Source organism: Streptomyces sp. NPDC037203, assembly GCF_055605065.1.
The window spans coordinates 420124-441616 of record NZ_JBVJUC010000004.1 but is presented as its reverse complement, the minus strand read 5'-3'; the positions used below and the strand labels follow the sequence as shown (position 1 = coordinate 441616).

Here is a 21493-nt window from a genome sequence, read left to right as displayed (position 1 = left end):
AGGTCAGACGGTACGCGTCGGCCGCGCACCGGCACCGGAACATCCCGAGGGCAGGCCGCTCCCGCAAAACGCTCAGGGGTACGGATTAGGCTGCCCCCATGCCAAAGAAGCGCTCGGGCGGTGGTCTGTCGCCGCTGCAGCAGGCCGCGAAGTTCCTCGGTGTCAGTGTGCTCGCGGGAGCCGTGATGGCCGGCATCGCGCTGCCCGCGGCCGGCGCTCTGGGCCTCGCGGCCAAGGGCTCGGTCAAGAGCTTCGACGAGATCCCGGCCAATCTGAAGAGTCCCCAGCTCAGCCAGCGCACCACGATCCTGGACGCCAAGGGGCGGCAGATCGCGAGCGTGTACAGCAGGGACCGTACGGTGGTCGATCTCAAGGACATCTCGCCGTACATGCAGAAGGCGATCGTCGCGATCGAGGACTCGCGCTTCTACCAGCACGGCGCGATCGACCTCAAGGGCGTGCTGCGCGCCCTGAACAAGAACGCGCAGGAGGGCGGGGTCGCGCAGGGCGCCTCCACGCTCACCCAGCAGCTGGTGAAGAACTACTTCATCGAGGAGGCCGGCGACGACCCGACGAAGGTCGCCGAGGCCACCCAGCAGACGCTGGGCCGCAAGGTCCGGGAGCTGAAGTACGCGATCCAGATCGAGGAACAGCTCGGCAAGAAGAAGATCCTCGAGAACTATCTGAACATCACCTTCTTCGGCGAGCAGGCCTACGGCGTGGAGGCCGCCTCCGAGCGGTACTTCTCCAAGCACGCCAAGGACCTGAACCTCCAGGAGTCCGCGCTGCTGGCCGGCATCGTGCAGTCCCCGAGCCGCTACGACCCGGTCAACGACGAGGCGGAGGCCACCAAGCGCCGCAACATCGTGCTCCAGCGCATGGCGGAACTGGGCGACATCTCCCCGCAGGAGGCCGCCCAGGCCAAGCGCGAACCGCTCGGGCTGCACCCCAGCCAGCCCAAGAACGGCTGCATCACCGCGGTCCAGGGCGCCGGCTTCTTCTGCGACTACGTGCGCGAGGTCTTCCTCACCGACCCGGTCTTCGGCAAGACCAAGCAGGCGCGCGCGAAGCTGTGGAACCAGGGCGGTCTGACGATCCGTACGACGCTCGACCCGCAGGCCCAGCAGTCCGCGCAGAGCTCCATCAAGGACCACGTCTACAAGTCCGACCAGGTGGCGACGGCCGCGACGATCGTCGAGCCCGGCACCGGCAAGATCCTCGCGATGGGCCAGTCCCGGCCGTACGGCTTCGGCACGAACGAGACGCAGATCAACCTGTCGGTGAACCAGGCCATGGGCGGCGGCGCGGGCTACCAGCCGGGGTCGACGTTCAAGCCGATCGTCGCGGCGGCCGCGATCGAAGGCGGCAAGCCCCCGACGCAGCAGTACTCCTCGCCGTACCAGATGCCGTACCCGAGCCCGGTGGCCGCCTGCAACGGCAAGATCTGGCGCAACGACCCGGCCAAGCCGGCCAAGCTGACCAACGAGAACGAGTCGGAGCACGGGCCGTACGGCATGAAGGAGGCGACCGCCAAGTCGGTCAACACCTACTACGTGCAGCTGATCAGCGACATCGGCATCTGCCCGGTGATCGGCATGGCGAAGAAGATGGGCGTGGCGCGCGCCGACGGCCGCCCGATCGACCAGGCCCCCTCGATCGCCCTCGGCACGCAGGAGATGTCCCCGCTGACGATGGCGAGCGCCTACGCCACCTTCGCCTCGCGCGGCATGTACTGCACCCCGGTCGCCATCGAGTCGGTCACGCAGACGACCGGCAGCCGGGTGAAGTCGCTGCCGGTGCCGCGTTCGACCTGCTCGCGCGCGATGTCCGAGAAGACGGCGGACACCGTCAGCACGCTCCTCAAGGGCGTGGTCGAGGACGGCACCGGCCAGGAGGCCGGCCTCGGCGACCGCCCGAGCGCGGGCAAGACCGGTACGACGGACGAGCGCTTCGCCGCCTGGTTCGTCGGCTACACCCCGAACATGGCGGGCGCGGTCTGGGTCGGCGACCCGCAGCACCGGCGCCACATGGTCGACATCACCATCGGCGGCATCCCGCACGACAAGGTCTACGGCGGTGAGGTCCCCGGCCCGATCTGGCGCGACATGATGAACGGCGCCCTGGAGGGCAAGCCGGTGGAGGACTTCAACCTGGTCGACATCCCGGACGACAACGGCTCCGGCGACAACCACCAGGGACAGGGCGACGGCGGCCGGCACGGCGGCACCGACGGGGGCGCCAACGCAGGCGCCAATGGGGGCGCCAACGGAGGCAGCCACGGACAGCTGATCGGCGGCCTGCTCGGCGGTCTGACCGGCGGCGGCGCGACGGGCGGCGACACCGGCGGCCCGGTGCCGCCGGGCACCATCGTCCAGGGGCAGACGAACGGCGGCCCGAACGGCCGGGCGGTCGGGGGGACCGGCGGTCGCCGCTAGCTCCTGCCAGCGGTACGACGACGGGGCCGCACCCCGGAACAAAGGGTGCGGCCCCGTCGTCGTACCGCCGTACTGGCTTCCCGGTCCCCGGCGTCAGCCCTGGAGGAGCTTCTTCACCGCGGCGGCGACGCGGCCGCCCTCGGCGCGGCCCGCCACCTTGGGGTTCACGATCTTCATGACGGCACCCATGGCGCGCGGCCCCTCGGCACCCCCGGCCGTGGCCTGCGCGACGGCCTCGGCGACGATCGCGTTCAGCTCGTCGTCGGACAGCTGCTTCGGCAGGTACTCGGCGAGCACCTCGCCCTCCGCCCGCTCCCGCTCGGCCGACTCGGCGCGGCCGCCCTTCGCGAAGGCGTCGGCCGCCTCGCGGCGCTTCTTCGCCTCACGGGTGATCACCTTGAGGACCTCGTCGTCGGACAGCTCCCGCTTCTCCTTGCCCGCGACCTCCTCATTGGTGATCGCCGAGAGGGTCAGCCGGAGCGTCGAGGAGCGGAGCTCGTTGCGCTCCTTGATCGCGGCGTTGAGGTCGTCCTGGAGCTTCGACTTGAGCGTGGTGGTCATGTGGTCGATTGTCGCAGGTGCGGGGCACCGGGTGCCCGCCGATTTAACGGGCGGGCGGTCCCGGTACCCGGCCGCGGTCTGACACCATGGTCATATGCGCGCGCGATACGGAATCCCCCTGGGAATCATGGCGGCCGGCGCCGCCGGTCTGGCGTACTCGGTGGGCTTCGAAGCCCGCTCCTTCCGTCTGCGGCGGGTGACCGTCCCCGTCCTGCCGCCGGGCATGCATCCGCTGCGCGTGCTCCAGGTCTCCGACATCCACATGGTCGGCGGCCAGCGCAAGAAGCAGCGCTGGCTGCGCTCGCTGGCGGGGCTGCGCCCGGACTTCGTGATCAACACCGGCGACAACCTGTCGGACCCGGAGGGCGTGCCGGAGGTGCTGGACGCGCTGGGCCCGCTGATGGAGTTTCCGGGGGCGTACGTCTTCGGCTCCAACGACTACTACGGCCCCAAACTCCGCAACCCCGCCCGCTACTTGATGGAGAAGACCAACGGCCGCCACGGCCTGAACGGCAACGCGCCCGCGGTCGGCGCGATCCACAACCCGTGGGAGGACCTGCGGGACGGCTTCGACGAGGCCGGCTGGGTGAACCTCACCAACACCCGCGGCGCCCTCAAGATCGAGGGCGTGTCGATCGAGCTGACCGGACTGGACGACCCCCACATCAAGCGCGACCGCTACGCCAAGGTGGCCGGCGGTCCGACGGAGTCGTACGACTTCTCGCTCGGCGTGGTCCACGCCCCCTACCTGCGCGTCCTGGACGCCTTCACCGCCGACGGCTACCCGCTGATCCTGGCCGGCCACACGCACGGCGGCCAGCTGTGCATCCCCTTCTACGGCGCCCTGGTCACCAACTGCGACCTGGACACGGACCGGGTGAAGGGCCTGTCCACGCACACGGCGCAGGACCGCACCTCCTACCTGCACGTCTCGGCGGGCTGCGGTACCAACCGCTACACCCCGGTGCGCTTCGCCTGCCCCCCGGAGGCGTCGCTGCTGACGCTGGTGCCGAGGACCTGACCCACCTGGCGTAACCCGCATGGCCCTCACGCCGGTACCTTCCTAGCGTGAGGACATGACCGCCCAGATACCCAGGGAGATTCCGGGCCTGCCCCCGGTCCCGGCGTCGTCCCCGCTGCTGCCGCGCTCCCCGGCGCCGGCCAGGGCGGTGCCGGCCCCGTCCCACCGCCCCGCCGTCGCGGCGTTCCGCCTGCTGACCGCGCTGCTCGCGGCGGCAGGCGTGGCGCTCGCCGTCCTGCGGAGCACCCCGGCGCACGCGCTGAGCTACTTCGGTGTGCAGGCGGGCGTGATCCTGGCCGTGACGATGCTCCTGTCGGCGTCCCGCGCCTGGCGCGGCCGCCGCGCCCTGCCGTCCTGGCCGACCGGCGCGGCCCTCCTGTACGCGCTGGTCTCCGCGCTGACGTACCACCTGCTCCTGGCCCGGACGCCGTTCTCCATGACGGCCCTCCCGACACCCCCGGAGCGCTGGCACACCCAGTGGATCACCCTCCAGCTCCTGCACACGGTGGCCCCCGCGGCGGCCCTGCTGGACTGGCTGTGCCTGACCCCGGCACCCCGCCTGCACCTCCAGCAGGCCACGAGCTGGCTCCTGTACCCCCTGGCCTACCTGGCCTTCTGCCTCACCCGCGGCGCGCCCTACCTCTACCCCTTCCTGAACCCCGCCGCCCACGGCTACCGCGCCACCCTGACCAACGCGCTCCTGCTGGGCCTCGCGACCTACATCCTGGCCGCGCTCCTCGTGACCCTGGACCACACCCGCCCGACCCCGATCAGCCGCCGCCTGTGAACCGGATTTCGTTTCCTGGCCCCCAGTGGGCTAAAGTAAACGACGTCGCCGCGACAAGCAGCGACACCGGGGTGTAGCGCAGCTTGGCAGCGCGCTTCGTTCGGGACGAAGAGGTCGTGGGTTCAAATCCCGCCACCCCGACGCCGTAGTACCAGGTCAGGGGCCTGATCCAGTTAATGGATCAGGCCCCTGAGTGGTTCCTGGGGGTCGTTTGGGAGAGATGCGGGAGAAGACCTTGGTCGGCTTCTCCCACGGGCGACCACTGGGGCCACGTGAAGCACTGCGCCCGAGGGCGCTCGTACCTGCGCGTTCGCGAATCCAGCCTCGCAGCCACCCGGAAGCCGGGCCGTCGGCGCCGACACGTCCGCCTCCAGCGGCGGGGAACCGCGCCGCCCGTCAGCGATCCTCAAATCTTGCTCAGGTCCCCACAGATTTCGCACAAACGTTTTTAGAGTGATGCACAAGTTGCCTGTGCACCGTACGGAAAGGCCATGCAGGCCACATCAGGCACAAACGGGGGAACAATATGACAAGCCGCATCGCCATTGCCGGCGGATCCCTTCTCACGGCCGAGCTGATGGCTCAGTCACTCAACCGCGAAGAGGGCTTCGAAGTCGTCAGCGTCGTCAACAGGTATGACAACCTTGTCGAAGTCATCGAACGAACGAACGCATGCGTCGCACTGATAGACCCTGACAAGATCGACGGAGACTGGGCGGCGGCAACCGGTGAGATCTGCAGAAGGCGGTCCGCCTGCGGGGTGGCGTTGACCGTGGACACCGCGACGCGGCCCCTCGTGAACCGCGCCCTCAGGGCCGGAGCTCTGAGTATCGTCCCCAAGAACGCCGGGCTGCGGAGACTGATCGACTCGGTGCGGGGCGTCGCAAGCGGTCAGGTGGTCATAGATCCGCGGCTACTCTCCGCTGCGGGCGGGCAATGCGGCCCTCTGACTGACCGCGAAGCCGACGTACTACGGCTCACGGCCTCAGGAGCATCAGTCAAGGAGATGGCGGGGGAGCTCTACCTGTCCTCAGGGACCATTCGCAATCTGGCGTCCGCTGCGATCAAGAAGCTCAACGCCCGTAACCGGTACGACGCCGTGCGCATAGCGAGCGAACGATGTTGGATCTGAGTCGATGACCAGGCAGAGTGCAACAGGCGCCGGTTTGGGAGGCGGTCCGGCCTCCCGTACCGGCGCCGTTGTCACTGCTCGCGGCAGAACTCGTCAATGGGGTAGCCGACATGCCGGTCGGCTGTCGGCAGATGCCCGAGGATCTTGTCTCCGGGGCGCAGCTCCGTGCTGTTGAGCACGGCACCGCCCGGACCGAGAACCCTGACGTGCCAGTCGTCCTGGAGGATGAGGTTTACGGCTTGTCCGTTGGGCGCCACCGCGTCCACCGAGATGAGAGGCCGCGTCTCGATCTTGACCCGTCCGACGCTGACCACACGAGTGCGCCCCTCTGTGTCCACGGCCAACACCTTGCTCCCGGCGACGAGTTCGCTGAGGTAGTGAGTACGGCCGTGCTGAGAAACGGTGTAGGAGTGAATCGCACCGGCATTGACTCGAAAGGGTCGTGTCGGCATGTACGGAAGTGGGTGGGTCTCGCTGACGCAGAGGACCATACCCTTCGAGTGGGAGCCCACCAGGATGCCCTCGTCCTGGCCGAGATAACTACAGGTGTCGACGCAGGCCCGTTCCCCCATCCCGAGGTGCGTGGTCGCCGTGACCTCCAGCTCGACGAGTGAGATCTGCCCCGCGGTGGTTCCCGCCGCCTGCCTCAGCGCGGTCGCGTCGCCGATGGCTCGCGCCGGCATCAGCACACCGTCGGAGCCCAGTTCGAGCACGCCGAAAACGATCCGCGCCTCTTCGACATCCGCTGCCGTGGTCACGATCGTCCCCTCACAGCCGGCCGCGGCGGCAATGACGATCTCCAGCGGGATCTTCGTGGGGTCGCGGAAGTCGAGCAGGCTCCACTGTTCGGTCCTGGCCGACAGACAGGCCATCTCCAGACTGTCCGCGTCCACGATCTCGACGTAGCGGCCGAATTCGATCGACGGATGTGCATGAGCGAGCTTCGCCCGATCGTCGGCGCTGCCCGCCACCAGGACCAGGTCGGCGCCGGCGAAGCCCTCTGCCGGCTCGCCGGCGTGGTGTACGAGGACTCGGCGGATCGTAGGGGGCAGATCGGCCAGCATCTTCATGTCACCGGCCACAACGGCGTCAATGCGCTGATGCACCGCCTCTTCGAGAATCGCCGGCGCGAGATCGCCCGCTTCGCGTAGGTCAAGCCAGCACAGCTTGCTGTCCGTCACGCTCATGTCCCCTCGTCAGGTCGTCGAGTTCTTCTGCCGGTCGGCCGGTCGGCAACCGGTGTACGAGCCCCGCCACCCGCTGGGCCATCCGCTGCGGGGACGTGGACTGGAAGACGTTGCGGCCCATAGCCACGCCGAGCGCACCACCCGCAAGCACGTCTTCGACGAAACAGAGGACGCCCTCCTCTGTGGCCTGCGCCGGGCCGCCTGCCATGAGGATCGGTACCGGGCATGCTTCGGTGAGCGCCCTCAGGTTCGACACGGACTTCGGAAAGGTCGTCTTGATGAGATCCACGCCGAGGTCCGCAGCGAGAGTCACTGCATGGGCGATGAGCACGGGGTCGTGCGGGTCGGCGATACGCGGCCCACGGGGATACACCATGGCCATGAGCGGCAGGTTCCAGCGGTCGCACGCATCGGAGATCCTGCCGAGGTCAGCGATCTGCTGCCGCTCGTCGTCCGAGCCCAGGTTGACATGCACACTCACCGCGTCGGCGCCCAGGCGCAGCGCCTCCTCCACCTCGGTGACGACGTATTTGGCGTCCGGGTCCGGCGCCTGCCCGGTGCTCGCATTGAGGTGGATGATGAGTGACATGTCGGCGAAACGCTCCGGACGAATGTGCCGGACGCTGCCCTTGTGCACCACAACCGCGTCGACACCGCCGGCCGCAAGCTGCCCCGCGAGCAGATCGATCGAGCTGTTCCTCGGCACGACGGGACCATCGCTGATCGAGTGGTCCAGCGGCGTGATCAGCAACCCTGACATGGTGTGGTGGAACAGCCGCCGCAAGCGCAACGACCGCGCGAAATGCCCGTGATGGTTCATTGCACATCCTTTCGACCGCGGAGTACTGCATAGTGGGGTTTTCCGGAAGAGTTGAGTGGTATCTCTTCCCACCAGGAAAAACGTCCGGGAACATGCGCCGCGGAAAGCGAGGCTGCGACATGCGTGCGCAACTCGTCGACGGTACAGCTGGTCCCGGCGTGAAGTTGCACGGCGGCTTCCAGCTGTTCGACGGACTCCGCATCGCGTATTCCGTGCACCACGGCGTTCGCCACCTTCGGATGCTGCATAAGAACATCCTGGACCGATGACGGATGAATCTTTATTCCATTCGCCTTGACGACGCTGCCGATCCGGCCGAGCAGATGGAGATATCCGTACTTGTCCCAGTGGCCGATATCCCCGGTGCGCAGCCAACCGCCCCGCATCACCGGACCGACACGCTCCTCGTCACCGAGGTATCCGTCCATGAGCGTGGGCGACCGGACGCATATCTCCCCCGTCTCTCCGTGTGGAACGGTCTCATCGGACTCGTTCCGCCGGATCTCCATCTCCACCCAGGGAAAGGGGCGGCCGACGCTGGGGATCAGTTCGGGTTCGGCGTGGTCCAGCGGAGTCAGGGTGGACATGCCGCCGGCCTCGGTGCTGCCGTAGAGCTGGACCAGGGTGTCTCCGAAGACGCGCGCGGCCCGGGCGATGCGCGAGGGAGCGGCCGCGGTGCCGCTGTAGAGCACCTGCCGCAGTGCGGGGAAGGCGGCTTCTTCGATGCCGGGCCGGTCGACGAGCTGGTAGAGATGGGGCACGGCCAGGTACACATCGGTCACCCGTTGTTCCGCGAGGGCGTGCAGCACGTCCTCCACCCGGAAACCGTTGTGCAGAACCACCGTGCCCCCCGCGACGAGCGCCGCGTCCACCATCGTGGCCGTGGCGTGGCTGATCGGCGTGACCGACAGCAGGGTGGGCCGGTGCTCGGGCGCCGACGCGCCGAAGGAGAGGTCGATGAGCCGGCCTCTGGCCTCGAACGACCGGCGCACGAGCTTGGGAGTGCCCGTGGTGCCGCTGGTGAGGTCCACGACCGCCAGGTCCCCCGGCTCATAGGGGACGGCGGGAGGCATGTCCGTGGCGCCGCGCCCGGAAACCTCCCCGGACAGCGTGACGAGTGTCGTCCCGCCCAGGTCGGGGCACAGAGCATGACCGCGCTCGCGGTGGGGCTCGTCCACCACCAGCACCCGCGCCCCCGTGGCGCGCAGCAGTCGCATCTGCTCGGCGGCGGGCAGCTCGTCCTCGTCGGACCGGGCGTTCATAGACCGGATGTGGACCACGGCGGCACCGCGCAGATGGACTGCGTACCGTGCGGCGAGCATGGCGGCGCAGTTTGGTTCCGTGAGCACGGCCACGGTGTCACCCGCCCTGACGCCCACTTCTGCCAGCAAGGTTGCCGCACGTGCTATGGCCCCATGGAACTCGGCCCCGGTGAGGGCGCCGTTCCAGGAATACACGACGATTCTCGACGGATCCCTTTCCAGCCCTTCCACAATACGTAGAACGTAGTTCCGGCTCAGTTCCGTCCGACTGTTCAGCGCCTGTCCAGTAGACATTACCGCCCTATCTTCCGCCACGTTGCGATCCTGGCGACGCATCAGGTGATCAGTGGTAATCGTGGAATGACGGCCGGGCAGCTGCAAGCTTCGGACGGACACGGATGACAATCATCATCAACGGCGACACAAATATAATCGGGCGGTCTCATCACCAAAATTCGTCACGCCTGCGTGACCAATGTCATGAAGCCTCTGATCCTCGTCACCGACTCCTTGCCGGAGCGGATGTCCGTCACCGGACCATGGTGGCTCCGCAACCATGATTTCGGAGGTCAGCATGCGGCCTGGTAAACCGGGGCCAGAAGCCGAGTACCTCGTGGGCTTCCGGGAGGACGTTCGGGTCGAGTTCGACGCCACGTCGGTCAGACTCGTCACGCCCGTCAACACGTTCGCCCTGAGGCTGCCGGAGGGGCGGCTGAGGGATGCCGTCGCCCGGCTCGCCGATGACCTCGTTCCCCTGCACAAGGCACTCGACGGGCTCCTTCCCGCCGAACGCGCTCCCTTCCAGCGACTGCTGAGCCGTCTCGGGCGCCTGCTCGTGTGGGGCCTGCTCGTCGACGGCCGGGAGTTGGTCCGTTTCGAGCACACCGCACAGGACGCCGACCCGGACATCGCGGACGTACCCCAGGACCACATGGTGAGGTTGTCCCGGTTCGCCCTGTGCCGTAACAGGTCGGGGGCATGGGTGCTGGAATCGCCGCTGGCCAGGGTCAGGTTGCTTCTTGTGCATCCGGCAGCCGGGCAACTCGTGGCGTCGCTCGCGAAAGCGCGGCGCGCCGGCGACCTGAGCGGGGAAACCAATGGGAACCTCACCCCGGCAGAGGCGCGCACGCTCATAGGTGTCCTGGTCGGCGCCGGATTCGTCGAGGTCCGCGCCGCCGAGGAGGACTTCGACGAGGACCCGACGCTGCGTCAGTGGGACTTCCATGACCTGCTGTTCCACTCCCGCGTTCGCGCCGGCCGGTTCGACGGACCACTGGGAGGCGTGTTCGCGCACAAGGGAACGATCGCGCCGCAGCCGGCCGTCAAGCCCGTACCGGACGGCCCGTCCATCGAGCTGTACCGCCCTTCGCTGGACGACCTCAGGCACCGTGACCCGAGCCTGACCGCCGCGCTCGAAGGCCGCAGGTCGTTCCGCGGTTACGGCGAACAGCCCCTCACAGCCGAGCAGATCGGCGAGTTCCTGTACCGGGTGGGCAGGAACAGGACACGTTTCGTTCCGGCGGCGGACGACGAGCCGGGGGGCGAGATCGTCTCGCGTCCGTTTCCCACCGGAGGCTCGGCCTTCGAGCTGGAGCTGTACCTGACCATCCAGCGGTGCGCCGGCATCGACCAGGGCATCTATTACTACGATCCCGTCGGGCACCGGCTCATCCTGGTGAACGCCGACGCCGGCGACCGTGCGGGCATGCTGGAAGTGGCGTCCGTGTCGACGTCCAGGGAGGCCGACCCAGACGTTCTGATCACGATGACGTCCCGCTTCCAGCGGCTGTCCTGGAAGTACAGCGGCATGGCGTACGCGACGACCCTCCGGCACACCGGAGTGCTCTACCAGACCATGTATCTCGTGGCCACGGCCATGGGCATGGCCCCGTGCGGTATCGGTATCGGGGACGCCGACATGTCGGCGCGTGTGCTCGGCTTGGACTATCTGCGTGAGTCGTCCGTGGGCGACTTCATTCTGGGCAGCCGGCCGCCGGGGGACCCGGGCATCTGGGACCAGGACCAGGGCTGGAAATGGGAGAACGACCCCCAGTGGGCGGCCTGGGCGACCTCGGAACTGCGCCGGGCCTGACCCCTGCCCGCTGTCCGCTGTCCGGGCGAAGCCCCCGCCGTTCCGGCGGGGGCCATTTATTCACCTTTACAGGGAAGCAAAAATTCCGTTTCCCGCTTCCCGGTTTCTTCGGCGATTTCCACGCCGAACCCTTCGTGATAGCCGTAATCACGCAGGTGACAATCGTCAATCGAAGAGGCCGTACGGTGGTTTTCGGTCGCGGAATTCGAAATAGTTTCCTTGTGCGGCCGCCCGGCCGCACAAGGAAACTGTGAGGAGTTCTTCATGAACACCGTCTCGGTCAACTCGGCTGACATCGAGCAGGTCTTCGACTCGTTCGACGTGACCGAACTCGAGGTCCTCGAGGTCTCCCAGGGCGTGGCCCTGCCGGAGATGGGCGCCTCCGGCGGCAACGGCGGCACCTCGTCCTCCTCGTCGACCTGCTCTTCGTCCACCTGCTGACGAGGTTCGGTCGTCTGAGCCAGTGAGACGGCACGGCGGTGTTCGCCCTTCGCCGGGCGAACACCGCCGGTGCCGTCCGGGGCAGGCCGGATCAGCCCCGACGGGCGACGTGCAGAGCGGTCGCCCACAGAACAAGGGCGGCTCCGAACCCGATCAGCACACGGACGTGCGCGGCAGCGCCGCCTGCTGCCAGCGTCAGAGCGCCGGCAATCGCCAGGACCGTCAGCGATCCGCCGGTCCACCAGTACTGCGGTTGGGCGAAGGAGCGCGCGAGCGGGAAGAAGTGGAGTCCCACCACCAGGCAGACGGCGGCCGGGATGTACAGCCACAGACCGAACCGGCCAAGAGCCAGCACGGCCACCACGATCGCCACAGTCTGTCCGATGTTCACCTGGCCGAAAACCCGGAAGCTGTCCGGTGCCGGCCGGCGCTCGCGTCTGGGCCCCGGCAGCCTGCCGAAGCGCATCGTGAAAGTGACCGCAGCGACGGCAAGAGCCACGGCCAGGACAGCAGTGCAGGACAATACCGGCGTCGACACTCCGGATATCAGTCCGGAGACACCCAGAAGTTCCCACAGTGATGCGAAAACAGACATCACCATCGCGCCTTGCAGGGATCCGTCTTCGCCCAGTTTTCTGCTGCCAGATTCTTTGATCACCCGCTCAGCCTACCGCAGCACTTCACGCGGAATATGACACAGGTGTCATGAGGCACATGACGCATGTCAGTAATCGAGTGGTAGCTCTTTTCTGGCCTCATTTGATTCTTGAAGGATGGCTGACCATGGGAGCCAATGTGACTGAAGATGGTGTCGTCGGATCGGTGGCAGGCCGTGCCGAAGGAATCCGGCTCTACACCAGGGCGCCGGTGACGCTGTCGTGGCTCTCCAGGTCCGTGGTACCACTCGCCCGTTCGCTGAAGGACGGCGGAGCCACTGTCGTGCGGCTGCGCCGCGGCTGGCTGCACGGACCGCACGTGGACGTCCTGGGACGCGGCGCGCCGGGGCGAGGCCTCCCCTGGAAGGACCTGGCGGACAGGCTCGACGCCGGCCCGCTGCCCGCGGACAGGGCGCTGAACGAGGAGACCTATCTCGCGCAGGCACGGGAGTTCGGTCGCCTGGAGGCGGTGGCCCCGCCGTATCTCCCCCTGCGCGAGCACGGCGAGACCGAGTTCCTCGGCGCGGACGACGTGGCCCCCGGCAACCCGCTGCTGCGCGGTGTGCGGGAGGCCGAAGTGGTGCCCGGAGTCGTGTGTGCACCGCTGATGAACACGATCGAGGAACTGAGCCGGGATCCGTCACTGGCCACCACCAGGCTCGCGGAGGCGTTCCTCGCGCTGGGCGACTCCTATTTCCTGGGTCTCGCACACGGCGCGTTCTCGTTCCGCTCCCATGCCGAAGCGTTCTTCGCCTGGGCGGCCCCCAGCAAGGACATGCGCCCGGTGTTCGCCGCGCGCAGGGCCAAGGAGGCGCCCCTTCTGCGCGCCGCGGTCGAGCAACGTCTCGCCGGAGACGTCAGCCGTGCGGCCGCCGAGTGGCGCGTGGCCTTCGCCTACTGCACCGGCGCGCTGGACAGCGCTGTGATGGAGGGCAGACTGACCCCCGCGCTGCTCGACGCGATCAACGCGTCCGTGGACGGCACCGCCATGGGCCCGCCCACCGCTCCCGAGGTGGTGCCGCAGGGCGAGCACCCCGACACCGACTTTCACCGGGCCACCGCGGAGGCCGGGGTGATCGACAACCCGACCCCGTGGTTCGCCGCGTACCGCCTGCTCATCAACCTCTTCTACCAGCAGTTGCCACTGCTCACCGTCTCTCCGGTCCAGCGCTACTACATGTGTTACGCCCTCGCCGAGACGATCGACGAGGTCCTCGGCGAGACATGGGAAGTTCGGCTGGCGACGGGCCGGCTGCGATGGGCGGACGCCAGGGAGACCGTCCGATGAGCGCGATGCAGACACCGGCCGCCGTGGGCACGCAGTCGTCGCACGCCGCCCCGGCCGAGGAGCCCCTCTGGCTGCTGCGCGTCAACCCCCTCGCCCGTCGCCGTCTCGGCGACCGTGCCCTCAGGAGCCTGCTGACACGGTTGGCGGAGGCCGAACACGCCGTGCGGGCGGCGGCAGAACAGTGCTCCGAGGAGCTGTACGCCCTCATCGGCGCAACATCCGACGACACCCTGCGCGGCCGTCTCATCGCCGTGCGCCGTGCCATCCACAACGACCGTGCTGTCAAGGGCGCCATGCCGGGGACGCCTTCGGTGGCCGCGTGGCACGACGCCACCGAACGGCGGCGGCTGCTGCGTGAGGAGGTGGCCCAGCACTACGAGCAGGCCGCGGACCGCGAGCGTCACACGCTGGCCGAACTGCTGGGTGACGAGGACCTGCGCCGGTCGTTGGCCCTCGTCTCCCCCGAGGTGTACGAGGAGTCGGAGCGGTACCGTGCGGCGATTGCGGGCCCCGGCCGACTGTCCGCACGGAGCCGCAAGTCCGAGCGGGGGCTGATCCAGTACGTGACGCGGGCCATGGTGCGCACCAGTCCGCTCGCCCGCTTCACCGCTGTCGGGATCGCCGTACCCGGGCCCGGCGGAGTCGATCCGGGTGAGGTGGGCTTCGAGGGGGCGACCGCCTTTCCGAGCCTGGACCGGGTCATGCTCAACTACGTCCTGGGGGGTCTGCCGCAGGCGACGGGCTCCGCGCTGCTCGGTGCCTGGGTGGCTCTCTCACCTACCTCGGCGCTCGACGAGGAGCGGAGCACGCTCTTCTTCCTCCGTCCCACCGAATCCGGGTTCCAGCGGCTGTCCGCCCCGGTCAAGGGCGTCATCCGGGCACTGGTCGACGCGACCGTCATGGGCCCTCGACCGGTGCGCTCGGTGGTGGCCCACATCGCCGAGCAGACGGGGTGCACCGGGCAGGATGCCGCGAAAGCGGTCCTGCAGGCGGTCCACCAGGGGATCCTGTGCACCTACAACGAGCCGGAGGACGGGGCCGCCGACCTGGAGGCGCTGCTCACGCGGCCGGGGACTCCGGGCTGCGCGCTGCTGGACGACGTCAGGTCCCGAATGCCCCGGCTGGCCACCGGCCAGGTCGCCCACCGGCGGGACGAACTCCGCGCGATCGAAGGGGACTTCCGGGAACTGAGCACGCTGGCCCGGCGGCCCGCGCGCGTCACCGTCGAAGAGGACTATGTGCTCTCCCCCCGGACCATCGACTCCGGGCGCTGGCGGGGCCGCCTGGACGATCTCGGCGCCGCGGTGGAACTTCTGTCGGCGTTCGACTGGCTGCACGACGTACGGGTCCTGACGACGGCCGCCTTCGTGCAGCGGTTCGGTTCCGGAGCGAACGTTCCGCTCGCCGAGCACGCCGAATCGCTCGTGCGAGAGGTCTCCCGGCGCGCGGGCGTGATGAACGCGTCGTACGTCCAGGGCGACGTGGACGCCCTCGCCGGCCTCGGCACGGCTGACGGCAGTCTGGAGCGGCTTTTCGCGCTGCGTCACCGGGTCATCGAGGAGACGCAGGCCCGCATCACCAAGGCGGTGAAGGGCAAGGAGGCGGACGTCATGCTGTCCGCGCGGGAGGCCCGCGACCTCACCTCCGACATGCCCGCCCGCATCCGTCGGGACCCGTTGAGCTACGGGGTTCTGGTGCAGGCCGCGGGCGGCCGGCTCGTGTTCAACGACGGGTTGCCGGGGCACGGCATGCTGTATGCCCGGTTCCTCGACGCCGACCGGAAGCTGGCCGGCGAGTCCGTCGACCACCTCGCACGGCGCCTTGTCGACCGGTACACGTGGGACGGCGCCCGCGTCGTGGAGGAGTTGGGCCTGCACCGCCTCAACGTCAACGCGCATCCGCGGATCCTGCCGGAGGGGCTGCACCCGGACGACTGGTACGCCCTGCGCCTGGTGCACGACGCGGACACCGACACGCTCGCCGTCGAGGACGCCGACGGGCGACGGATCCGGGTACTGGCACTCGGCACGGGCCATCCGGGGCTTTTCCCGCCTCCCCTGTCCCTGGCGACGTCCCTGTCCACCGGAGGACGACTGAACAACGACCTGGTCGACGGCTGGCACCGGACCCAAGCGTGGGACCAGCAGCGGACACTGACGTCTCCGAGGATCTCGGTCGGTGACGTCGTCCTGGCAAGACGCCGCTGGTACGGCGGCGCGGAGCTGGCCTCGGCCCTGAACGCGGGAGTCACCGAACACGAGTTGCTGCGGCAACTGACCGCCTGGCGCGCGCGGTACGACGTGCCAGAGGAGGTCGTCCTGAAGACAGCGTTCGGGCAGGACTCGCCAAGGACGCTCGACCCGGCGGACGTACTGCCCCGCCGACTGCAGCACAAGCCGCAGTACATGGACCTCGCCAGCGCGCTCTGCACGCGCGTCCTGCCGAGGATGCTGGACCGCCGGGCAACGGAGGACGAGGCGGTCAACTACCTCGAAGAGGCCCTGCCTTCGGTCGTCGACGGGACGCATGCGCAGGAGTGGGTGGTGGAGATAGGACGTCGTCCTGGCGGCTTGTTCCGGTACGAGGGGGAGAACCGATGAGGTTGAAAGCAAGGCCGTACCTGCACTGCGCGCCGGTGCCGGGCGGGGTGTACTTCAGTGGCGCGCGGGCGCAGTTCGTCCTCAAGGGCTGGGACCATCTGTTCAAGGTTGCGGACGTGTGCCTCCCGCTGCTCGAACAGGGGACGACCGAGGACGAGCTCGTCACGGCGCTGGGATCGGAACGAGCCCGGCCCGTCGTGCGACAGGTGACCCGAGGGCTGCGCGATCACGGCATGCTGCTGGACGAGGAGATGCTCCGCGGACCCGAGCCGAGCACCGAGGACCGTGAGCGGTACGCGGGTTCGCTCGCGTATGTGGAGTCGGTGTGCCCCGACCCGTACACCGCGTTCGCCCGCATCCGCACCGCAAGGGTCGCCCTGCTCGGTCAGGCGGACGCCGTACGCTCGGCAGCCCGCGGGCTGGGCCGGGCCGGTATCGGCGAGGTGCTGATGCCGGACGTGACCGAGTTCGGCGCGTGCGGCGAGGTGGACGCCGTACTGTATTGCGGCACCGACGACGAGCTGCGGGCCGGCGTGTTCGCACTCCACGGCGCGCAGCGGACAGCGCCCGGTGTGCCGGTCGTGCCGGTCCTCGTGCACGATCGCGTGCTGCAGGCGGGACCGGTCCTGCGGGGCACCGACTCCTATCCGGTGCTGGCCGCTGTCCGCCAGAGGGTTCTGGGATGGGCGCAGGGGGAGGAACTCGACCGGGTCGCCCGGCCCGTGGCCGACGCCATGATCGGTGCGATCGCCGGTCAGCTGGTGTTCGACCTCGTGCTGGGAATCGAGGAGGCCGGCGCGGCGCACGTCGTGCACGGTTCCGCACTCGTCGCGGAACGGGTGCTGCTCGGAGCCCCCACGACGGACGACGGACTGCGAAAGCTCGAGACCGCGCCGGCCGGGCAGACCCCGGACGCCGACGACACGATCGAGCGCGTCAACGTTCTCACTGCCCGCTGGAAGGGCCTGTACACACCGGCCGCCACCGAGCAGACCCTTCCCCAGATGCCCTTGGCAGTGCGGGAGATGGAGCTGCGGACGGGCGCCGGGGGACGCGTCACCGTGTGGGCGCAGGACCAGTGGTGCGCGACGGTGGGAGCCGCTCTCGAGGTGCTGCGGTCCTGCTGCCCGTCGGTGCACGGTGAAGCGGCCGCCGCCGGCCTGACGGAGGAACGCTGGTTGCTGGACGGCGTGCTGCGGCTGCTGGCCGACGAGGCGCAGGCCACACGCATCGAGGTCGTGGAAGGCGAGGAGACAGCCCGCATCCGCCGGATCCTGCAGGACTGGCGGCCGGAGCCGATCACCGTCCGCGTTCTGCACGTTCCCGGACTCGACTGGCGGCTGGCCCGTGTGGAGATGTCCGACAGCGGTCGGGTGCTGGGGGCGGCCTGGGCTCCCGACGGCGACACCGCGGTGCGCGAGGCCCTGAGTACGGCCCTCGCTGCCGCCCAGGTGACGGCCGCCCGTGGCGGCGAGGCGGGGCTGCCGCCGCTGCGCACGGACGCGGTCACCGTCGCGGACGACCAGGAGATTCACTCGCTGCGCACACAGGTCGAACGGCTCGCCACCGCACGAAACGTCTCCTACCGGGGCCACTCCCGCCGCACGGACGCCTCGCTCGGTGACATCCCCTTCTGGTGCGGCCCCGTCCAGGCTCAGCAGCACACGCAGGAGATCCGACATGCGCGATGAACAGCACCACGGCCCCGGCATGGCGTCCCTCGACGCGTCCTGGGCCGAGACGATCCAGCGCATCGGCGACACGGTGCGCGCGCCGATCGCGCTGAACCGGGGCTGGGATCTGGCCTGGGAGCGCGCGCAGTGGGAGAAGAGCGCCGCGAACGGGGAGGAACTCGTCTCCGTGCGGCTCCATGACGACGAGGTGATCATCGGGCCGCGGTGGGTGCCCGGCACGGACTCGGGCTGCGCGTGCTGCGCCGAGATACGCGAGCGCAACACGGCGGAGCACCCGCTGGCCGACGCGCTGGACGAACCACAGGCCGTACCGCGTGCCGCCCGGCCTCTGCTGCCCGTACTGCTGGACGCCGCTCTGGAGAACCTGGCCGACCATCCCTTGCAGCCGGGCGAGTTGTACGCCGTCGGCACCCACTACGTGCGACGGCACCGCATCCCCCGCAGCTTCTTCTGTCCGGCATGCGCCCAGCCCGGAGCCGTACTCGCCGACGACTGGCGCCCCGCGCCGCTGACGCTCGACGCCGAACCCCTCTCCCCCCGGGACCCGACACGCGGCGCCGGCGGTGCGCACCTGGTCAGGCCCGGCGCCATGCGTGACCGCCTGCTCGATGCACGCTACGGGCCGATACAGGTCATCATGCGCGAGTCGAACGTCCCCTTCGCCATGAGCATGTGTCTGGCGCCCGACGCCGCCGCGCCGGGACACGGCCGGGCCGGAACGTTCGCCGAGGCCGATCCCGTCGGCATCATCGAGACGTACGAGAGACTCGGCAGTTTCCCGTTCGACACGCCGCTGCTGCTGGAGCGCAGCTATCGCGAGGTCGCCGACCACGCCCTTGACCCGACGACGCTCGGTGAGCACACCGAGAAGCAGTTGGCCCACCCGAGCTGTCAGGTGCTCCCCTATACGGCGGACACGCCGATGGACTGGGTGTGGGGTCATGACCTGGCCTCCGGTGAGCCCCTCCTGGTGCCGGCCGAGGCCGGTTTCTACCAGTACGAGCAACGCTTCAAGCTTTCCCGTCACGCGGCGCGAGCGGCTCGCGTCGTCGCGCGAAAGATCCGCGCCGAGGGCGGGACGCCCGAGCCGGGCACCCTGAGGAAGTACTTCCACGACTCCTCCAGCGGCTGCGCGGCCGGATCGAGCCTTGCCGAGGCCGCGCTGCACTCCTTGCTCGAACTGGCCGAACGTGATGCTTTTCTGCTCTCCTGGCACCGCCGGACGCCACTGCCCCGTATTTCGAACGCCTCGATCACGGACCCGGAGAACCGGAGTCTGATCGACCTGATCCAGACGCGGGGCTTCGATGTGCACATCCTGTTGGCGAAGCAGGACATCGACCTGCCCATCGTCTGGGTACTGGTGGTGAACCGCAGGAACCCGTTCCCCGCCACGTACTCGTCCGGAGGATCGGGAGCCAACCCGAACACCGCCATCCGCGGCGCGCTGCGGGAGGTCGCCCAGCTGGTGACCAACAAGGTGCAGTGGAACCGCGAGGAAGCCGAGCGGATGCTCGACGATCCCTGGAAGCTGGTGGAACTGGAACACCACCCGCAGCTGTACACGCTGCCCGAGAAGCTGCCCCGTGTCTCCGAGGTGCTCGGTGGGCCGGACACGACCCTGCAGGATGCGTTCCCCGGCTGGCCCGGCATCTTGCGCCGGGCCTCCGGCGGGACGGTTCGCGGGGCCCTGGACCATGTGCGCGGCCTGTACGCGCAAGCCGGCCTGGACCGGATCGTCCTGGTGAACCAGACCACCCGCGAGCACGCCGATGTCGGCGTGGCGGTCGCCAAGGCCGTCGTCCCCGGCATTCTGCCCATGTGTTTCGGCCACGCCCAGCAGCGCCTGAAGAACCTTCCCCGCCTGGCGGCCGCGCTCGCCGGAACGTCGCAGGAGAACCGGGAGATCCCTTATGACCCGCACCCGTTCCCGTGAGCGCGCCGGCACTCTGCCGCGTCCCGAGGAGAAGCGCGTGATCGAGTGGGCCCCCGGCATGGTGCGGCGCGCCTCCGTAGACCTGCCTCCGCCGTACGGCGACCACAGCATCGAACGGGAGTCGCTGTGGTACGAGTTCGGCGCCGGCGACGACGCACCACCCGTACCGGCATGGACCGGCATGCCGGTACCCCCCATGACCTCGCACGTGATGCCGCGCCCGCCCTGGTGTATCGAAGGCGGCAGCCGTACGGAGCTTCCGCGGGGGACCGCCGACCTGCTCGACACCCTCACCTTCCCGCACGGCCGGGCAGCCTTCCCGGGCCCCGACGAGGCCCTCGCCCGTGCGCTCGTCGCGAGCTTCGGCGTGCAGTGGTCCGACCCGGACAACGTCTACAACCCGCACCGCGGGTACGCCTCACCGCGCTGTCTCTATCCCGTGCAGGTCTTCCTCGACGACGGGGAGCGCTGGCACCTGCTCGAGCCCGAGCGGCACGCACTCACCGCGCTCACCTCCGGCACCCACCACGGCCGACGGCGACGCATCGCACTGACCGGCAGATACACGCGCATACCTCGGGCCTACAAGTGGTTCCGCGGCTCCCTGGTGAACCTGGAGCTCGGCATCACCCTGCGCTCCCTGGCCATGGCGCTGGAACTGTTCGGGCTGCCGGGACGCCTGGTGCTGCCGCGCGAAGGCTCCGCCGCTTTGCTGGACGAACTGGGCCTGACCCCTGGCTGGGAGTGGTCACTCCCCCTCGTGATCGAGACCGGGCCGGAGCCCGACGCCTCGTCCGAGCCCAAGTCCTGGCGCTCCGCAACGTCCGATGACCGCCCCGATGACGCCTCACTCGCGGACCTGGTGCGCGTCAACCGCACCCAGGCGTTCGACGACCCGCCTGCCCCCGTCACGCCGGCCGTTCCGGCACACGTCGCGGCACCGCCCGGCGCACTGTCCTGGGCGGAAGTGATGTGGCGGCGCAACTCCGGCCGCATGCCCCGCCGCCTGCTCGGCATGGGCGGCCGACGTGCGCGGGTGCCCGGGGACTGTGTCGATGACGCCATCCGCTGGCTCGCCGTACCACCGCCTGGACACAGTCTGCGGGCCGCCTCGGAACTGGTGACGCTCACGGCCGTGCTCCAGGACGTGGAGGGGTACGAAAGCGGCATCCACCGCGTGCGGAACGGAAAGCCGGAGCTGCTGGTCAAGGACCAAGGCGCCGCATCACGGCTGGAGGCGGAGTACGGCTACGGGCTCAGCCCCGACACGGGCTGCGACGTACGCCACGCCTCGGCCATCTGGTTCCTGTCGGTGAAGCCCCGCGAACTCTTCGCCCGCCTCGGACCCAACGGGTGGAGCGCCGCGCAGTACTACTGCGGCTGGGCCCTCCACGGCCTGTGCCTGTCCACCACGGCGCACGGCATGTTCACCCGTCCGGTCCGCGCGTTCAACGAGATGCCGACACAGCGCATTCTCCGGCTCGACACCGACGAGATGATCACTCTGGCCGCTGTGTCGGGCCTGCCGAGGCACGCCACCCATGCGCTGCTGGACGTCAGGGTATGAGGGAGGAGAACGCC

General features: G+C 69.1%; 16 protein-coding genes and 1 tRNA gene. 12 read left to right on the top strand and 5 right to left on the bottom strand.

Features of this window, described 5'->3' with window-relative positions; translation table 11 throughout:
- The first annotated feature begins 98 nt into the window (after nucleotides 1-98).
- Nucleotides 99-2435 carry a transglycosylase domain-containing protein gene (locus ACZ7EC_RS15355; RefSeq protein WP_471062694.1) on the top strand — a complete coding sequence of 779 codons (2337 nt, stop codon included), beginning with the start codon at nucleotides 99-101 and terminating at the stop codon, nucleotides 2433-2435.
- A gap of 93 nt (nucleotides 2436-2528) precedes the next feature.
- On the opposite strand, the gene ACZ7EC_RS15350 is transcribed toward ACZ7EC_RS15355, so the two are convergent.
- Complete coding sequence (locus ACZ7EC_RS15350; RefSeq protein ID WP_471062692.1) at nucleotides 2529-2996, bottom strand: GatB/YqeY domain-containing protein; 468 nt, start codon at nucleotides 2994-2996, stop codon at nucleotides 2529-2531.
- A gap of 94 nt (nucleotides 2997-3090) precedes the next feature.
- Between ACZ7EC_RS15350 and ACZ7EC_RS15345 the strand changes: the two genes are divergently transcribed.
- The 4 genes from ACZ7EC_RS15345 to ACZ7EC_RS15330 all read left to right on the top strand — a co-directional run bounded on the left by ACZ7EC_RS15345 (nucleotide 3091) and on the right by ACZ7EC_RS15330 (nucleotide 5936).
- Nucleotides 3091-4017, top strand: coding sequence for a metallophosphoesterase (locus tag ACZ7EC_RS15345; protein WP_471062690.1), 927 nt, complete (start codon nucleotides 3091-3093; stop codon nucleotides 4015-4017).
- A 55-nt stretch (nucleotides 4018-4072) separates the two neighbouring features.
- Nucleotides 4073-4804: a Pr6Pr family membrane protein gene (locus tag ACZ7EC_RS15340; protein WP_471062688.1), complete on the top strand. Its 732-nt coding sequence runs from the start codon at nucleotides 4073-4075 to the stop codon at nucleotides 4802-4804.
- 67 nt (nucleotides 4805-4871) lie between these two features.
- A tRNA-Pro gene (locus tag ACZ7EC_RS15335) sits at nucleotides 4872-4945 on the top strand.
- A 385-nt stretch (nucleotides 4946-5330) separates the two neighbouring features.
- Nucleotides 5331-5936 carry a helix-turn-helix transcriptional regulator gene (locus ACZ7EC_RS15330; protein WP_471062686.1) on the top strand — a complete coding sequence of 202 codons (606 nt, stop codon included), beginning with the start codon at nucleotides 5331-5333 and terminating at the stop codon, nucleotides 5934-5936.
- A gap of 71 nt (nucleotides 5937-6007) precedes the next feature.
- On the opposite strand, the gene ACZ7EC_RS15325 is transcribed toward ACZ7EC_RS15330, so the two are convergent.
- Genes ACZ7EC_RS15325 through ACZ7EC_RS15315 form a run of 3 tightly spaced genes read right to left on the bottom strand, consistent with a single transcriptional unit; the run spans nucleotide 6008 to nucleotide 9499 of the window.
- Nucleotides 6008-7117 carry a 3-dehydroquinate synthase II family protein gene (locus ACZ7EC_RS15325; protein WP_471062895.1) on the bottom strand — a complete coding sequence of 370 codons (1110 nt, stop codon included), beginning with the start codon at nucleotides 7115-7117 and terminating at the stop codon, nucleotides 6008-6010.
- Entirely contained in the window at nucleotides 7089-7943 is an 855-nt protein-coding gene (locus ACZ7EC_RS15320; protein WP_471062684.1) for a 2-amino-3,7-dideoxy-D-threo-hept-6-ulosonate synthase, read from the bottom strand. Before ACZ7EC_RS15320 ends, ACZ7EC_RS15325 begins: the two co-directional genes overlap by 29 nt.
- A complete protein-coding gene (locus ACZ7EC_RS15315; RefSeq protein WP_471062683.1) occupies nucleotides 7940-9499 on the bottom strand; it encodes a class I adenylate-forming enzyme family protein in 1560 nt (519 codons plus the stop codon). Before ACZ7EC_RS15315 ends, ACZ7EC_RS15320 begins: the two co-directional genes overlap by 4 nt.
- Nucleotides 9500-9779: 280 nt before the next feature.
- Between ACZ7EC_RS15315 and ACZ7EC_RS15310 the strand changes: the two genes are divergently transcribed.
- The gene (locus ACZ7EC_RS15310) at nucleotides 9780-11297 is read left to right on the top strand and encodes a SagB/ThcOx family dehydrogenase (RefSeq protein ID WP_471062681.1); all 1518 of its coding nucleotides are present in this window, start codon (nucleotides 9780-9782) and stop codon (nucleotides 11295-11297) included.
- 264 nt (nucleotides 11298-11561) lie between these two features.
- Nucleotides 11562-11738, top strand: a complete 177-nt coding sequence (locus tag ACZ7EC_RS15305; RefSeq protein WP_127355226.1) for a thiazolylpeptide-type bacteriocin — start codon at nucleotides 11562-11564, stop codon at nucleotides 11736-11738.
- Between the two features lie 91 nt (nucleotides 11739-11829).
- Here ACZ7EC_RS15305 and ACZ7EC_RS15300 read toward each other — a convergent pair whose 3' ends face one another.
- Entirely contained in the window at nucleotides 11830-12396 is a 567-nt protein-coding gene (locus ACZ7EC_RS15300) for a hypothetical protein (protein ID WP_471062678.1), read from the bottom strand.
- Nucleotides 12397-12533: 137 nt separating this feature from the next.
- On the opposite strand from ACZ7EC_RS15300, the gene ACZ7EC_RS15295 reads away from it, so the two are divergent.
- Genes ACZ7EC_RS15295 through ACZ7EC_RS15275 form a run of 5 tightly spaced genes read left to right on the top strand, consistent with a single transcriptional unit; the run spans nucleotide 12534 to nucleotide 21479 of the window.
- Nucleotides 12534-13682 carry a hypothetical protein gene (locus tag ACZ7EC_RS15295; protein ID WP_471062677.1) on the top strand — a complete coding sequence of 383 codons (1149 nt, stop codon included), beginning with the start codon at nucleotides 12534-12536 and terminating at the stop codon, nucleotides 13680-13682.
- Nucleotides 13679-16282: a lantibiotic dehydratase gene (locus ACZ7EC_RS15290; RefSeq protein WP_471062676.1), complete on the top strand. Its 2604-nt coding sequence runs from the start codon at nucleotides 13679-13681 to the stop codon at nucleotides 16280-16282. Before ACZ7EC_RS15295 ends, ACZ7EC_RS15290 begins: the two co-directional genes overlap by 4 nt.
- The gene (locus tag ACZ7EC_RS15285; protein WP_471062674.1) at nucleotides 16279-17973 is read left to right on the top strand and encodes a hypothetical protein; all 1695 of its coding nucleotides are present in this window, start codon (nucleotides 16279-16281) and stop codon (nucleotides 17971-17973) included. The genes ACZ7EC_RS15290 and ACZ7EC_RS15285 overlap by 4 nt, the downstream gene beginning before the upstream one ends.
- The gene (locus ACZ7EC_RS15280) at nucleotides 17963-19912 is read left to right on the top strand and encodes a TOMM precursor leader peptide-binding protein (protein WP_471062672.1); all 1950 of its coding nucleotides are present in this window, start codon (nucleotides 17963-17965) and stop codon (nucleotides 19910-19912) included. The genes ACZ7EC_RS15285 and ACZ7EC_RS15280 overlap by 11 nt, the downstream gene beginning before the upstream one ends.
- Nucleotides 19890-21479, top strand: coding sequence for a hypothetical protein (locus tag ACZ7EC_RS15275; RefSeq protein WP_471062670.1), 1590 nt, complete (start codon nucleotides 19890-19892; stop codon nucleotides 21477-21479). The genes ACZ7EC_RS15280 and ACZ7EC_RS15275 overlap by 23 nt, the downstream gene beginning before the upstream one ends.
- Nucleotides 21480-21493 lie beyond the last annotated feature (14 nt).